The organism is Pseudochelatococcus lubricantis (genome assembly GCF_011762225.1).
In the GTDB taxonomy this organism is placed as follows: domain Bacteria; phylum Pseudomonadota; class Alphaproteobacteria; order Rhizobiales; family Beijerinckiaceae; genus Pseudochelatococcus; species Pseudochelatococcus lubricantis.
Genome location: NZ_JAASQI010000001.1, coordinates 617,744 through 632,414, shown reverse-complemented (window position 1 = coordinate 632,414; position 14,671 = coordinate 617,744). Strand labels below are relative to the sequence as shown.

Below are 14,671 nucleotides of genomic sequence, written 5' to 3'. Positions count from 1 at the left end.
GAAGCCGATGGAGCATGTAGACTGCGTTGTGATCGGCGCCGGTGTGGTGGGGCTGGCCGTGGCGCGCGCCATGGCCGCCGCGGGACGCGAGACCGTTGTTCTCGAACGCAACGACGCCTTCGGGACCGAAACGAGTTCGCGCAATTCGGAAGTCATCCACGCCGGGCTCTATTACACTCCCGGAAGCCTGAAGGCGCGGCTATGCGTGCGCGGTCGCGACATGCTCTATGCGTTCGCGGCCAGCCACGGCGTCGCGCACAGCCGCTGCGGCAAGCTCATCGTGGCGACCGATCTTGCCCAGCAGCCGGTGCTGGACGAAATCCTGCACCGCGCGGCCGCCTGCGGCGTCAACGATCTGCATCGCCTGAGCGCGGAGGAGACGCACGAAATCGAGCCCGAGGTGCATTGCGTCTCGGCGCTGATGTCACCGTCGACGGGCATTATCGACAGCCACGGCTACATGCTGGCCCTGCTGGGCGAGGCCGAGGCGCTCGGCGCCATGCTCAGCCTCAACACCGAGGCCACCGCCATCCGCGCCACCCCGGCAGGTTTCGAAGTCGACACCGTGAACACGGCCACCGGGGACGGCTTCACGCTGGCGACGCGCCTGCTGATCAACGCCGCCGGCTGCGCGGCGCCCCGTGTGGCGGGGCGGATCGCGGGCCTGTCTTCCGCCCATGTGCCGAAAGCCTACTTTGCGCGCGGCACCTATTACGCCCTTCCCGGGCGCCCTGTGTTCTCGCATCTCGTCTATCCGGTGCCGGAACCCGGCGGCCTCGGCGTACATCTCACGCTGGACCTCGGCGGCGGCATGCGTTTCGGTCCGGATGTCGAATGGATCGAGGAGGTGGATTACAGCGTCGACGGCGGGCGCAAGGCGCATTTCGAGCGCGAGATCCGCAAATACTGGCCGGCGCTGCCAGCCGATGCGCTGGAGGCCACCTTCTCCGGCGTGCGCCCCAAGATATCGGGACCCGGCGAGCCCGCAGCCGATTTCCGCATCGACGGAGCGGCAACGCACGGCCTGCCGGGGCTGGTGAACCTCTTCGGCATCGAAAGCCCCGGTCTCACCGCCTCCCTCGCGATCGCCGAGTATGTCGCAGCCGAGCTTGCGGAGTGAGCGCGGCCAAGACCGTGCCCCCCTCCTCCGGCACGCATGCCGGCTATAGCATTTCGACATTTCATTGAAACGCAGAAATGCTATAAGTTTTTGATATTACGCGCTTTCTTAACGCAAACCGGTATCCACTTTGCTTGAAAACGCTTTAGAGCGCGTTCCGATCAAATGGAATCATTTGATCGATCAGAATTCGCTCAAAATCAAAGAGTTAGATCATGTCAGCGTTTCGGTGAAATGCTGACATGATCTAAGGCAGACGATAGGGGCAGCCCGGTGTCCGTGCCGTTTGGATGTGCATCGAGCTTACCAAGAAACAGAATCCGTTTTTCGGTTTGATGCGCTATTCCACCGTCACGGATTTCGCCAGATTGCGCGGCTGGTCGACGTCCTTCCCCATTACGCGGGCCGTGTGGTAGGACAGAAGCTGCACCGGCAGCGCATAGAGCAGCGGCACAACGGCCGGGTGCACCTCCGGCATCACGACAGCCGTTTCGCCGGCAAGGCCAGCCTCCCCGGCCGCATGCGCATCGCCGATCAGGATGATGCGGCCGCCGCGCGCGGCGACTTCCTGTACGTTGGAGACCGTCTTCTCGAAAACCTTGTCGCGCGGCGCCAGCACGATGACCGGCATCGCCTCGTCGATGAGCGCGATGGGACCGTGCTTCAGTTCGCCCGCGGCATAGCCCTCGGCGTGGATATAGGACAGTTCCTTCAGCTTCAGCGCGCCTTCGAGCGCCAGCGCATAGGACAGGCCGCGCCCGAGATAGAGCACATCGCGGGCCTTCGCCAGGTCGCGCGCCACCTGCTCGACCTGCGTCTCGCGCGCCAGCACCTTCGTCATATGGGAGGGCACGCCGACGAGCGCGTCGACAAGTTCCTGCTCCTCCTGCGCCGAAAGAACGCCGCGCGCGCGGCCGGCGTGGATGGCGAGCGCCAGCAACACCGCGAGCTGGCAGGTGAAAGCCTTCGTCGAGGCTACGCCGATCTCGGGGCCCGCCAGCGTCGGCGCCACCACGTCGCTTTCGCGCGCGATGGTGGAGGTCGCGACGTTCACCACGGCGAGCGCCGGCCAGCCGGCCGCTTTCGCATAGCGCAGGGAGGCAAGCGTATCCGCCGTTTCGCCCGATTGCGAGATGAACAGTGCGAGCCCGCGCCCGGTCAGCGGCGGTTCGCGATAGCGGAACTCGGAGGCGACGTCGATCTCGACCGGCAGGCGGGCAAGCTGCTCGAACCAGTATTTGGCGATAATGCCGGCATAATAGGCCGTACCGCAGGCGGCGATCGCCAGCCGGTCGATGGCCGCGAAGTCGATCGCCACCTCCTCCGGCAAACGCACCGTGCCCGTCGCGAGGTCGACATAATGGGCGACGGTGCGGCCCACCACTTCCGGCTGCTCGTGAATTTCCTTCGCCATGAAATGGCTGTAGTTGCCCTTGTCCGCGAGCAGCGTGCCGGCGGGAATCAGGCTGACAGGGCGTGTCACCTCCCGGTTGCCGGCGTCGTAGACGGTGACGGCGGACCGCGACAGCACGGCCCAGTCGCCGTCTTCCAGATAGGCGATGCGGTCCGTGAAGGGCGCGAGCGCCAGCGCGTCCGATCCCAGATAGTTCTCGCCGTCGCCGAAGCCGATGGCGAGCGGGGCGCCCTGCCGGGCGCCGATCAGCAGATCCTCCTCGCCCGCGAAGAGGAAGGCCAGCGCGAAGGCGCCCTTGAGGCGCGGAAGCGTCTCGCACACCGCCTCGACAGGCGAAAGCCCCCGCTCCAGCGCATGGTCAACCAGCAGCGCGACGACCTCGGTGTCCGTCTGCGTATGGAACACGGCGCCCTCGCGGGCAAGCGCGTCGCGCAGTTCGCGGAAGTTCTCGATGATGCCGTTGTGCACCACGGCCACGCGGCCGGTGGCGTGCGGATGGGCGTTGATCTCGGTCGGGCGGCCGTGCGTCGCCCAGCGGGTGTGGCCGATGCCGACATGGCCATGGAGCGGATGCTCGGCGAGCCGCGCTTCCAGATTGCGCAGCTTGCCCTCCGCCCGCACGCGCGTCAGCACCCCGTCCTCAAGTGTGGCGACGCCGGCCGAATCGTAACCCCGATATTCCAGCCGCTTCAGCGCATCGACGAGAGCCGTCGCAACTGCCGACTTACCAAGAATAGCGATGATGCCGCACATGCACACTTCCAATCGTTGCCAGTGAATCGCGGCACATGTTTAGCCGAACCGCAGCGGACAGCCCAAATCACGTTAGATGACCGTTTATGACTTGCCGGTTTTCACGGCGGCGCGGAACTCGCGCAGTCTCGCCGCCCAGCCCTCCTTGACCACCTGCTGCGCGCGCCCCAGGGCCAGCGCGTCGGCGGGCACATCGCGCGTCACCACGGAGCCCGAACCGGTGTAGGCACCGTCGCCGATGCTGACGGGCGCGACCAGCGACGAGTTCGAGCCGATGAACGCCCCGCTGCCGATCAGCGTGCGGTGCTTGCTGTAGCCATCGTAGTTGCAGGTGATCGTGCCGGCGCCGATGTTGGTGCCCGCACCGATCTCGGCATCGCCCAGATAGGAGAGATGGCCGGCCTTGACGCCCTCGCCGAGCTTCGCGTTCTTGATCTCGACGAAATTGCCGACATGCGCGCCCGTGCCGACGTCCGCGCCGGGACGCAGCCGCGCGAACGGCCCGACATCCGCGCCCGAGCGCACCACCGCGCCGGCAAGATGCGAGAAGGCATGCACCACGGCTCCTTCCTCGACAGTGACGCCAGGGCCGAAGACCACATGCGGCTCCACGACAACATCGCGCCCCAGCGCCGTGTCCCAGGAAAAGAACACGGTTTCCGGCGCCACGAGAGTGACGCCGGCCCGGAACGCCGCGAGCCGCAGGCGATTCTGGATGACGGCTTCCGCCGCGGCGAGTTGCGCGCGATCGTTGATGCCGAGGAGTTCCTCCTCCCCGGCGACCAGCGCCTTCGCATGCAGGCCGGCGGCGCGGGCATGCGCCACCACGTCGGTGAGGTAGTATTCGCCCTTCGCGTTCGCGTTGTCGATCTTCTCCAGCAGGGGAAGCGCGTGCGCGCCGGCGATGGCCATGATGCCGCCGTTGCAGAGGCGGATGGCGCGCTCGGCCTCGCTTGCATCCCGATGCTCGCGGATGGCGACGAGTTCGCCGTCCTCGATCAGCAGGCGTCCGTAGCCCGTCGGGTCCTTCGCCTCGAAGCCGAGTACGACGACCGAGGCGCCCTTTGTCAGCACGGCCCGCAGGCGGTCGAAGGTCTGCGGTTCGACAAGCGGCGTGTCGCCGAAGGCGATGATGACGTCGTCAGCCCCGGCTTCGAGCGCGGCGCGCGCCGCCAGCGCGGCATGGGCGGTGCCGAGCCGCTCCTGCTGGATGTGGATGGTGGCTCCGGGTGCGGTGCTGCGCACCTCGGCCGCGACGTCCTCGCGCCCCGGCCCGACGACCACGGCGACCGATTCCACGCCCGCCGCCCTGACGGAGTCCAGAACGTGGGAGACGATCGGACGGTTGGCGATCCTGTGCAGGATCTTGGGAAGGCGCGAAAGCATGCGCGTGCCCTCGCCCGCCGCCAGCACCACCGCAAGCGCGCGGCGGCCTTGCGCCGGAAACGAAGCGCCGGAAGCGGCGGAGAAGGTAGCGTGATCTGCAGACATAGACCGCTCCGATGGTTCAGGAAGCTGAGGCTCCCGTCGCCGGCACGGGCCCGGTCGCCCGCAGCGGCTCAATAACGGCGGACGTTAACGTGCAGAGGTTAATGAACAAAGGAAAAATGACGCGGCGAATACGACGTAAAAAAGACCGCCGCCGTGACGGATGTGGCGCGCCGCGCAGAAGCCGGTCCGGTTTTCGCGCACCCGCGCCCGCCCTTTCCCGGCCGGTGGCGGGCCGCGATGCAGCTTCTTTTAACGACTTTGAAAATAAACATAAACGGGCCTCACATGGAGTGATTCAGACGTGCTACAAAGCGCCCGGCACGTTTCAATCCAGCAGAAATCGCGATGTTGTGTCATCCTTCAGGTCTTGCGCGTTTTTACGGTCGCGGCGGCGACAACCCCGGCGGGAAGGGCGCCAACAAGCGTTGCCGGGGGCGTCCCGGCGCGGCAAGGGCGGCGCGTTGCCTGCCGGTCTCTGTGCCACAACACGAAAAACTGTTGCAGCCCGCCCCCAAATCGCCACCAGACCCGGCTAAACAAGGCCTTCTGATGCGATGTTTCAGGATATGCTGCTTTTCAGGATATGATTTTCCCGCAAATCTCCCACGAAGCCGGATTTTTCGAGATATTCAAGTGCGACATGCCGAGGTGCGACATGCTGAAGAGTGCTGCAATGGCTGGTGAGACCGCCTCTGCCGGAAAAACCGCGCCGATTCCGGCGGCGGACGACAGCCGCGCGTTCTCCGTCAGCCGCCGTGCCGCGCTGGCGCTCGGGCTTGCCGCTGCCGGCGCGACGGTCACGGGTCTGGGCCCGGCGCGCGCGCAGGAGCCCTCCTTTCTGGAAGCCGCGCTGGCGACGGTCGGCGACGGGGAGACGTTCGATCCCGCCAGGCTGCTGGAGATCGCGCGCCTGCTCGCCAAGCGCCCCTACACCGACAGCCCGTCGGAACTGCCGGACGATTTCAGCAACCTGACTTACGACCAGTATATCGGCATCCGCGCGAAGCCCGGTTCCTATCTCTGGCACGGCGAAGGGCGCGGCTTCACGGTCGAGCCGCTGCACCGCGGCTTCATCTTCGCCAGCCCGGTGCGGCTCTACGCCGTCGACGACGGCGCGATCCGGCGCGTCCGCTATGCCCGCGACCTGTTCGATTTCGGCAAGCCGGCCACCGCCGGACAGCCGGCGCCGGGAGCGGGCGGGACGCCACCGGCCGCTGCGGCACAGGCCGCCAACGCACCCGCAGCACCAGCTGAAGAGCCGCTCGATTTCTCCGGCTTCCGCATGTATACCGACGTTCCCGGCGAGGCGCCGCAGGAAGTCGCCATCTTCCAGGGCGCGACGTTCTTCCGCGCCAAGGCACGCGGGCAGAACTACGGCGTGCACGCGCACACGCTCATGCTGCGCCCCGCGGACGCCAAGGGCGAGGAACTGCCGCAGTTCCGCGCCTTCTGGATCGAGCGCCCGCTCGCGGGCTCGGGCGTGCTCGTCATCCACGCCCTGCTCGATTCGGAAAGCGTCGCCGGCGTCGTGCGCTTCACCTTCCGCACCGGCGACACGGCGATCACCGATGTCGAGGCCACGCTCATTCCGCGCGCGCGCCTTGATCATATCGGCATCGGCGGCTCGACCGCCAATTTCCTGTTCGGCCCCATCCGTCAGTCGACCGTTCCGGATACGCGCGTCGCGGTCCACGACATCGGCGGCCTGCAAATCCACAATGGACGGTCGGAATGGCTGTGGCGGCCGGTCGACAACCCGCAGACGCTGCAGATATCCGCCTTCCTCGACGTGAGTCCCAAGGGCTTCGGCCTGCTGCAGCGCGGGCGCGATTTTGGCGCCTATGAGGACGATGTGCAGCATTTCGAGCGTCGCCCCAGCCTGTGGGTGGAGCCGTTGCAGGAATGGGGCGAGGGCGCGGTGCAACTCATCGAGGTGCCCACCACGTCGGAAGGCACGCCCAACATCATCTCCTACTGGCGGCCGACGCAGGCCATCGAGGCCGGCACCGAGGCCCGCTTCTCGTGGCGCCTGTTCTGGTGCTGGTCCCTGCCCGAGCGGCCCAACCTGGCGCTGGTGCGCGGCACGCGCATCGGCGCGCTGCCGGGCAGCCGCGTGCGCCGCTTCGCCGTCTCCTTCGTGGGGGATGAGCTTGCGCGGCCGGACATCGGCACCGCGGTGAAGGTGTCGCTGTCCGCCTCGCGCGGAACAGTTGGCAACACGCGGGTGTGGACCTATCCCGAGCGCAAGCTGGTGCGGGTTCTGTTCGATCTCGATCCCGGCAACGAAGCGAGCAGCGAATTGCGGCTGGAACTGACGGCCGCCGAAAAGCCGGTGAGCGAAAGCTGGCTTTTCCGATGGACGCCATGAAATGCCAAACGCCATGAACGACAGCGCCACGAACGATAGCGCCATGAGTGACAGCGCCATGCACGACAAGACGCCCGTCCCCCCTCCCCCCGGCGGCGTCCCCGCGACGGAGGAAGCGATCTGGCCGCCGGCGACGCCGGAAGAGCACCGGCTCGACATGCCGGTGCAATCGCTGCGTCACTGGCGGCGGGACGAAGAACGCCAGCCGGTGGGGCAGCAGCACCGCCGAATCGGCAGCTGGATCGCGCGGATCGTCATCTTCGGCGGGGCGCTGCTACTCACGGCCTATGGCGCGTGGCAGATGTACCAGGTCGTGTCCGTCAGCCGCACCACGGTGCTGCAGTGGGTGCTGCTGGTGCTTTTCACCATCAACTTCTCGTGGATCGCGCTTGCCTTCACCAGCGCCATCGTGGGCTTCGCCGTGCTGCTACGTCGCCCGCAGGAGGGTCCGCTGCCCACCGCCCTGCGGGAACGCACGGCCGTGGTGATGCCGATCTACAACGAGACGCCCTCGCAGGTGTTCGCCGCCGTCGCCGCGATCCGCGAATCGGTGGAGGAGACGGGCCTCGGCCGTCATTTCGATTATTTCATCGTCTCCGACACCACCAATCCCGATATCTGGATCGCGGAGGAGCGCATGTTCCTCGCGCTGCGCGAGCAGGCCGGCGAGGACGCGCGCATCTATTACCGGCGCAGGCCGAAGAACACGCACCGCAAGGCGGGCAACATCGCCGATTTCGTCACGCGCTGGGGCGGCGCCTATGCCCACATGGTGGTGCTGGACGCCGACAGCCTGATGACCGGCGGCGCGATCGTGCGCCTTACCGCCGCGATGGAGGCTGACCCGGACGCCGGCATCATCCAGAGCCTTCCGCTCATCATCAACCGCAATACGCTGTTCGCGCGCATCCAGCAGTTCGCCGGCCGCATCTATGGCCCGGTCATCGCCAAGGGGCTCGCCGTGTGGTCGGGGCGGGACGGCAACTACTGGGGCCACAACGCCATCATCCGCACGGCGGCTTTCGCCGCCCATTGCGGCCTGCCGGACCTGAAGGGCAAGCCGCCTTTCGGCGGACATATCCTCAGCCACGATTTCGTCGAGGCGGCGCTGATCCGGCGCGCGGGCTGGTCCGTCTACATGCTGCCGGAGATTTCGGGCAGCTACGAGGAAAGCCCGCCGTCGCTGATCGACGTCGCGGCGCGCGACCGGCGCTGGTGCCAGGGCAATCTCCAGCACAGCCGGGTTATCGGCGCGGCCGGTCTGAAGCTCGCCACGCGCCAGCACTTCGCCACCGGCATCATATCCTATCTCTCCTCGCCCTTCTGGCTGACGCAGCTCCTCGTCGGTATCCTGCTCGTGCTGCAGACGCACTACGTGAGGCCGGAATACTTCACCCGCGATTTCTCGCTGTTCCCCGTCTGGCCGCGCTTCGACTCCGAGCGCGCGCTGGCGCTGTTCGCGCTCACGATGGGCATCCTGCTCGCGCCCAAGTTCCTTGGCTTCCTGCTCGCGCTGCTCGACCGCAGCATGCGGCGCGCTTCCGGCGGCGGCGTGCTGCTGTTCCTGTCGATGCTGTTCGAGGTGTTGATGTCGGCGCTGCTGGCGCCGATCATGATGGTGATCCAGTCCGGCGCGGTGACGCAGATTCTGGCCGGGCGCGACACCGGCTGGCAGCCGCAGCGGCGCGACGACGGCTCCATCCCCTTCCGCGACATCGTCCGCCGCCACCGTTGGCATGTGCTGCTCGGCGTGGCGACCGGCATCTCGGCCTTCATGATCGCGCCGTCGCTGTTCGCGTGGATGTCGCCCACCATCCTGGGCCTCGTGCTGGCGATCCCGATCTCGTGGGCGAGCGGCAAGCTCGCCATCGGGCTTGCACTGCGGCGCGCGGGTCTGCTGATGATTCCGGAGGAAACATCTCGGCCCCGCATCGCGACGCGGGCGCAGGAGATCGCGGAAGAGTTCGCGGCGCTGGGCTATGACGACGCCGACAGCCTCGCCGTGCTGCATGAGGACGCGCAGGCGCGCTCGTGGCACGAAAGCCTGCTGCCGCCCGCACGCACGCGCAGGCGCGGCGAATTCGACACGGACCGGACGCTGGCGCAGGCCAAGCTTGTTGACGCCGAGTCGCTCGCCGATGTGCGCGCCTGGCTCTCGCCGAAGGAGCGCACGGTGCTCTACACCGACCGCGCGCTGCTCGACCTGCTGGCGCGCCTGCCGACCGCCCGGGAGGACGAGGCCGGCGCGCGGGACAGGAAGGCCGCCTGAGCCGCGCGGTCACGCCGGCGGATGCATGAAAAGGAGCGGCGATTCGAGAAAACGCCATCCCGACGCCGGAACGGACTGACGCCGTTCCGGCCGCGCGGTCAGCGCTGCACCACGACCGTGGTGCCGACCTTGACGCGCTTGTAGAGGTCGATGACGTCCTGGTTCATCATGCGGATGCAGCCGGACGAAACCGCTTGGCCGATCGTCTCCGGCTCGTTCGAGCCGTGGATGCGATAGAGCGTGGAGCCCAAATAAAGCGCGCGGGCGCCAAGCGGATTGTCGGGACCGCCGGGCATGAACCTCGGCAGGTCGGGACGGCGCTTGCGCATCTGCGGCGGCGGCGTCCAGCCCGGCCACTCGGCCTTGCGGGTGACGACCTGCTTGCCGCCCCACTGGAAGCCCTGACGGCCGACGCCGATACCGTATTTCAGCGCCTTCCCACCCGGCTGCACCAGATAGAGGCGGCGTTCCTGCGTCGCGACAATGATCGTGCCCGGCTTGTGCGGCCCCTGGTAATCCACCGTTTCGCGCGGAATGGGCGACGCGCGCGGGCCGAAGTTCTCCGGCTCCGGCAGGATTTCCCGCGTCAGCGGGTCGATCTGGTAGGCGGCGGCAGGCGTAACCGCGGGCATGACGCCAAAGGCGGCGCACAGCCCGGCAACAGCGGCAATAAGGCGCATGATGAGTAGTCCCGATTTCCCAACCCCGACGCGATGCGGACAGAATTTCCGCCAACGTCAGCCACTTGCATGTGTGAACCGAATCATACGCGGGCGCAAGGGCGTCCCCCCGCATAACCGCCAGTCCAGCGGGCCGCGAAGGCCCCACGACCCGCAAGCAGCGTATGCCACCTGAGCCAACCATCTGATACAACACAAGAATCTCGCGTTTACCATTTTGTGCAACATGTGTCGCTTGTCCTGCGTCACACTTTCACTAAACCGTGAGGGTTCCAGTGTGCCGCTTGAGGCGGAAAGGTGCGATGCCGCGCGTCTGACGCGGGTGGATGCGGCCAGGGCGGGAGGCGGGACAGCGCGCCGCTGGAAAGCACGGCGAGACATTGCCGGCCGAATCGACACGAATCGTGATGAACGGCCCCGCGCAACCTGCCCCGCGCCCACACCCCCGTTCAAAATCTCGATTTTGTCACTGTTTCATCGCCGCCACACGTGACATTCCACTGCGAAAGTGCGTATAGGCAGTCTGCCGGTGTGGGTTGCGCACGGGGACCCGCGCCGAGGCCCCCCTACGCTGTTGTCCCGTGCGAGGTGAAAAGACCCATGAGCAAGATCAAGGTGGCGAACCCGGTCGTCGAACTCGACGGCGACGAAATGACCCGGATCATCTGGAAGCTTATCAAGGACAAGCTGATCCACCCCTATCTCGACATCGACCTGAAGTACTACGACCTGGGCATCGAGCACCGTGATGCCACCGAGGATCGGGTCACCGTCGAGGCCGCCGAGGCGATCAAGCAATACGGCGTGGGCGTGAAATGCGCCACCATCACCCCCGACGAGGCGCGGGTGAAGGAATTCAACCTCAAGCAGATGTGGAAATCGCCGAACGGCACCATCCGCAATATTCTCGGCGGCGTCATCTTCCGCGAGCCGATCATCGCCCGCAACGTGCCGCGCCTCGTGCCCGGCTGGACGCAGCCGATCATCATCGGCCGCCACGCCTACGGCGACCAGTACCGTGCGCAGGACTTCCGCGTGCCCGGCCCCGGCAAGCTCACCATCACCTTTGTCGGCGACAACGGCGAGAAGATCGAGCGCGAGGTGTTCAACTTCAAGAGCTCCGGCATCGCGCAGGCGATGTACAACGTCGACGACTCGATCCGTGACTTCGCCCGCGCCTCCCTCAACTACGGCCTGTCGCGCAAGTATCCGGTGTATCTCTCCACGAAGAACACCATTCTGAAGGCCTATGACGGGCGCTTCAAGGACATCTTCCAGGAGATCTACGAAACCGAATTCAAGGCGGACTTCGAGAAGGCCGGCATCCACTACGAGCACCGCCTGATCGACGACATGGTCGCTTCCTCGCTGAAGTGGTCCGGCGGCTATGTCTGGGCCTGCAAGAACTACGACGGCGACGTGCAGTCCGACACCGTGGCGCAGGGCTTCGGCTCGCTCGGCCTGATGACCTCCGTGCTGCTGACGCCCGACGGCAAGATCGTGGAATCGGAAGCCGCCCACGGCACCGTGACCCGCCACTACCGCGAGCACCAGAAGGGCAAGGAGACCTCCACCAACTCCATCGCCTCGATCTTCGCCTGGACGCGCGGCCTGGCCCATCGGGCCAAGCTCGACGACAACGCGGAGCTGAAGAACTTCGTCGAGACTCTTGAGAAGGTCGTGATCGACACGGTCGAATCCGGCTCCATGACCAAGGACCTGGCCCTGCTCGTCGGCGCGGACCAGAAGTGGTTGTCGACGACCGGCTTCCTCGACAAGGTCGACGAAAACCTGCAGAAGGCTATCGGCTGATTGCGGCAACGGCCTTCCGGGACAGCCCCGGAAGGCTTTGGCGCCCGGACCGACGGATGGATGGATCGCGCAGGCGCCCCATCGGGAAGCCGGTCCCATCCGCAGCCGTCCCATAAACGATTACGGCACCGCCCTGCCGGGAAGCCTTCCCGCTGGTGCGATGCCGCGATCGATACATATGGAGCGGCGGACAGCCAATCGAAGCCGTATCGCCGCACCGTCTGTTTATGCCTGATCCCTTCCCGAAAGCGGGCAACGCTTTCCGGGATCACGCCTGCGTATCCGTGCGCTGCCGGGTTCCGACAGTCAGCGCGTGAAAAAGGCCGTCATCCATACTCCCATCACGGGGAGAAAGACGAGGACGAGCATCAATACGAGCAGCCACGCGACGGAACGATCGGCGCGGGTTTCTTCGTAGCTTGCAGCCGCCAGGCTGCGATTGATCTTCGCAGAGGTCATTGGCTCACCTTCCTGTCGATACGGCCGTCAACGGCCGTATCCGGGTGAGCCTGTCAGAAATCAGGCTGCCCAGAAGGCCGCAGACGGCGAACGCGATCGACTTATACTGTCGCTGGGCATGGTTTGATTTCCGATGGGATTCGTCTCGCGCAACACACGCGATGACGAAATGTATGGACGGTAAATGCGACTAACTGAGGGCGACGTCAAGGGGAAAATTCGGCCTATCCGCCCATCGGGAATGAATTGTGCGCATAGCTGCCATTCACACCGGAAACGACAGCCGGATCAACCGGGTAGCAGGCGTTCCGGAAGCCCTTCAATCGGTGCTGGAATCTGTCCTGTCTACGTTGAAACAGGACAGATTCCAGGTTCCTTATCCTGAGCGAATTCTGATCGGAACGCGCTCTGGCGTCGGGCGGAAAGCGGCTTTACGATCGCTCGTCCCGGCCGCGGCCGCAACCGATTCTCTCCCTCCGATGCAGGAAACGCAATGACGCGCGATGCCAACGCCGAGCCGGAAATCCGGCCCTTCACCGCGCGCGAACTCTCGGCGCACACGGCCTTCGCCCGCAACCGCCTGAACCGGCACTCGGAGAGGCGGGAGATCGAGTCGGAACTCGCGGCGCTGCGCGTCGACCCTCGCACGCGCGTCTTCCTCATCGTCGGCGACGCGCCCCTGCTGAAGACGGAGGGCGGTTCGGAACGGGCGCGCTTCACCTTCGCGCAGGCCGCGGAGATCGGGCAGGAGCAGGAGAGCGCCTATCTTGGCACCCTCGACGACACGCCGCTGTTCGCGCTGCTTTTTCCCGAAACAGCGACGGAGGCGTTTTCCGGACGCGGCGACGTCGCGCCCGTCGGCCTGCGCGCCATTGCGGCCGAGGGGCTGCTGCCCGCCGACGAACTCGGCCCGCTGGGCGAGGCGAAGGCGCTCATGGACTGGCACCGCCGTCACCGCTTTTGCGCCAACTGCGGCGCGCCGACCGTTACCTTCACCGGCGGTTTCCGGCGCGACTGCCCGTCCTGCGAGGCACAGCATTTCCCGCGCGTCGACCCTGTGGTCATCATGCTGGTGACGGATGGCGACCGCTGCCTGCTCGGCCGGCAGCCGCGCTTCGCGCCCGGCATGTATTCCGCGTTGGCGGGCTTCGTGGAGCAGGGCGAGACCGTTGAGGACGCCGTGCGCCGCGAGGTGATGGAGGAAGCGGGCGTGCCCGTGGGGACCGTGCGCTACCTCGCGTCGCAGCCGTGGCCCTTTCCCTCCTCGTTGATGATCGGCTGTGTGGCGCGTGCGCTGGCGACCACCATCGTCGTCGACCGGCTGGAGCTTGAGGATGCGCGCTGGTTCACGCGCGAGGAGGCCCGCCTGATGCTGGCGGACGGGCATCCGGACGGGCTGACGGCGCCTCGCCCCATGGCCATCGCCCACCACCTGTTGCGGGCCTTTGTCGAGGCGGAAGGCGACATCGTATAGGATAATGCCGGGAAACCGGCGATCTCGCTTTCCCGGCAGGGCTGTGATAATGGTCCGGCTTCATCCTTCCCGCCCGCGCCGGCGCAGCCGGGCCACCGTTGCCCATCACAGTTAGGCCAATGACCGACATTTTCCGCGAAATCGATGAAGACCTGCGCCGCGATCGCTATTCGCAGCTTTTCCGTCGGGTGGCCCCGCTCCTGATCGCCGTTGTGGTGCTGGTCGTCGTGGGTGTGGGCGGCTGGCAGGCGTGGCGCTGGTTCGACAGGCAATCCGCCGAGGACACCGGCGCGCGCTTCGAGGAAGCCTTGCAGGCGGCGCGCGAGGGCAAGACAGCGGACGCGGAGCATGCCCTTTCCACCATCGCCGCGGACGGACCGGCGGGCTACCAGCTACTGGCGCGCCTGCGCCTTGCCGCCATCACCGGCGCGAAAGACCCGGCGGCGGGTGCCGCCGCCTTTACGGCCATCGCGGACGATGGCAAGGTCGATGCTGTGTGGCGCGATCTCGCCCGGCTGCGCGCCACCCTGCTGCAGATCGACAAGCTCTCGCCGGATGAGGCGCAGGCTGCGCTGCAGCCGCTCGCGGCACCCGGCCAGCCCTGGCGGCTGACGGCGCTGGAGACGCTTGGCCTCGTGGCGCTGCGTGCCGGCAAGCTGGAAGACGCAGGACGCTGGTTCGACCAGATTCTGACCGACCCGGCCGCGACGCAGGGCGTGCGCCAGCGCGTGCAGGAGATTTATCTGGCACTCGTCGCGGGCGGCCCGTCGGCCACCGGCAGCGAAACCACCAACTGATTGATTTTTGGAAATATTCTGTTTTGTCCGGAGC

The 14,671-nt window shown here is 66.4% G+C and carries 10 protein-coding genes; 6 read left to right on the top strand and 4 right to left on the bottom strand.

What is annotated here, in order from left to right; genetic code table 11:
• The first annotated feature begins 7 nt into the window (after positions 1-7).
• A complete protein-coding gene (locus FHS82_RS02730) occupies positions 8-1,120 on the top strand; it encodes an NAD(P)/FAD-dependent oxidoreductase (RefSeq protein WP_166948430.1) in 1,113 nt (370 codons plus the stop codon).
• Positions 1,121-1,460: 340 nt separating this feature from the next.
• On the opposite strand, the gene glmS is transcribed toward FHS82_RS02730, so the two are convergent.
• The gene (gene glmS / locus FHS82_RS02725) at positions 1,461-3,287 is read right to left on the bottom strand and encodes a glutamine--fructose-6-phosphate transaminase (isomerizing) (RefSeq protein ID WP_166948428.1); all 1,827 of its coding nucleotides are present in this window, start codon (positions 3,285-3,287) and stop codon (positions 1,461-1,463) included.
• Positions 3,288-3,371: 84 nt separating this feature from the next.
• Positions 3,372-4,778 (bottom strand): bifunctional UDP-N-acetylglucosamine diphosphorylase/glucosamine-1-phosphate N-acetyltransferase GlmU, encoded by a 1,407-nt coding sequence (gene glmU / locus FHS82_RS02720; protein WP_166948426.1) that lies wholly within the window; start codon positions 4,776-4,778, stop codon positions 3,372-3,374.
• A gap of 673 nt (positions 4,779-5,451) precedes the next feature.
• On the opposite strand from glmU, the gene FHS82_RS02715 reads away from it, so the two are divergent.
• Positions 5,452-7,146, top strand: coding sequence for an OpgD/OpgG family glucan biosynthesis protein (locus FHS82_RS02715; protein ID WP_166948424.1), 1,695 nt, complete (start codon positions 5,452-5,454; stop codon positions 7,144-7,146).
• Positions 7,147-7,189: 43 nt separating this feature from the next.
• Entirely contained in the window at positions 7,190-9,415 is a 2,226-nt protein-coding gene (gene mdoH / locus FHS82_RS02710; protein ID WP_246224983.1) for a glucans biosynthesis glucosyltransferase MdoH, read from the top strand.
• 98 nt (positions 9,416-9,513) lie between these two features.
• Here the strand turns inward: mdoH and FHS82_RS02705 are convergent, their stop codons facing one another.
• Positions 9,514-10,095 (bottom strand): L,D-transpeptidase, encoded by a 582-nt coding sequence (locus FHS82_RS02705; RefSeq protein WP_166948422.1) that lies wholly within the window; start codon positions 10,093-10,095, stop codon positions 9,514-9,516.
• 600 nt (positions 10,096-10,695) lie between these two features.
• On the opposite strand from FHS82_RS02705, the gene FHS82_RS02700 reads away from it, so the two are divergent.
• On the top strand, positions 10,696-11,907 hold the full coding sequence (locus FHS82_RS02700) for an NADP-dependent isocitrate dehydrogenase (RefSeq protein WP_166948419.1): 1,212 nt from the start codon (positions 10,696-10,698) through the stop codon (positions 11,905-11,907).
• Positions 11,908-12,213: 306 nt separating this feature from the next.
• On the opposite strand, the gene FHS82_RS02695 is transcribed toward FHS82_RS02700, so the two are convergent.
• Positions 12,214-12,366, bottom strand: a complete 153-nt coding sequence (locus tag FHS82_RS02695) for a hypothetical protein (RefSeq protein ID WP_166948417.1) — start codon at positions 12,364-12,366, stop codon at positions 12,214-12,216.
• 493 nt (positions 12,367-12,859) lie between these two features.
• On the opposite strand from FHS82_RS02695, the gene nudC reads away from it, so the two are divergent.
• Positions 12,860-13,840 carry an NAD(+) diphosphatase gene (nudC, locus tag FHS82_RS02690; RefSeq protein WP_166948415.1) on the top strand — a complete coding sequence of 327 codons (981 nt, stop codon included), beginning with the start codon at positions 12,860-12,862 and terminating at the stop codon, positions 13,838-13,840.
• Positions 13,841-13,959: 119 nt separating this feature from the next.
• Positions 13,960-14,637, top strand: coding sequence for a tetratricopeptide repeat protein (locus tag FHS82_RS02685; RefSeq protein WP_166948413.1), 678 nt, complete (start codon positions 13,960-13,962; stop codon positions 14,635-14,637).
• Positions 14,638-14,671: the final 34 nt, after the last annotated feature.

Bases quoted from the DNA above. Each gene is read 5' to 3' on its own strand.
- FHS82_RS02730 (WP_166948430.1), top strand. From the start codon at position 8: ATGGAGCATGTAGACTGCGTTGTGATCGGCGCCGGTGTGGTGGGGCTG.
- glmS (WP_166948428.1), bottom strand. From the start codon at position 3,287: ATGTGCGGCATCATCGCTATTCTTGGTAAGTCGGCAGTTGCGACGGCT.
- glmU (WP_166948426.1), bottom strand. From the start codon at position 4,778: ATGTCTGCAGATCACGCTACCTTCTCCGCCGCTTCCGGCGCTTCGTTT.
- FHS82_RS02715 (WP_166948424.1), top strand. From the start codon at position 5,452: ATGGCTGGTGAGACCGCCTCTGCCGGAAAAACCGCGCCGATTCCGGCG.
- mdoH (WP_246224983.1), top strand. From the start codon at position 7,190: ATGAGTGACAGCGCCATGCACGACAAGACGCCCGTCCCCCCTCCCCCC.
- FHS82_RS02705 (WP_166948422.1), bottom strand. From the start codon at position 10,095: ATGCGCCTTATTGCCGCTGTTGCCGGGCTGTGCGCCGCCTTTGGCGTC.
- FHS82_RS02700 (WP_166948419.1), top strand. From the start codon at position 10,696: ATGAGCAAGATCAAGGTGGCGAACCCGGTCGTCGAACTCGACGGCGAC.
- FHS82_RS02695 (WP_166948417.1), bottom strand. From the start codon at position 12,366: ATGACCTCTGCGAAGATCAATCGCAGCCTGGCGGCTGCAAGCTACGAA.
- nudC (WP_166948415.1), top strand. From the start codon at position 12,860: ATGACGCGCGATGCCAACGCCGAGCCGGAAATCCGGCCCTTCACCGCG.
- FHS82_RS02685 (WP_166948413.1), top strand. From the start codon at position 13,960: ATGACCGACATTTTCCGCGAAATCGATGAAGACCTGCGCCGCGATCGC.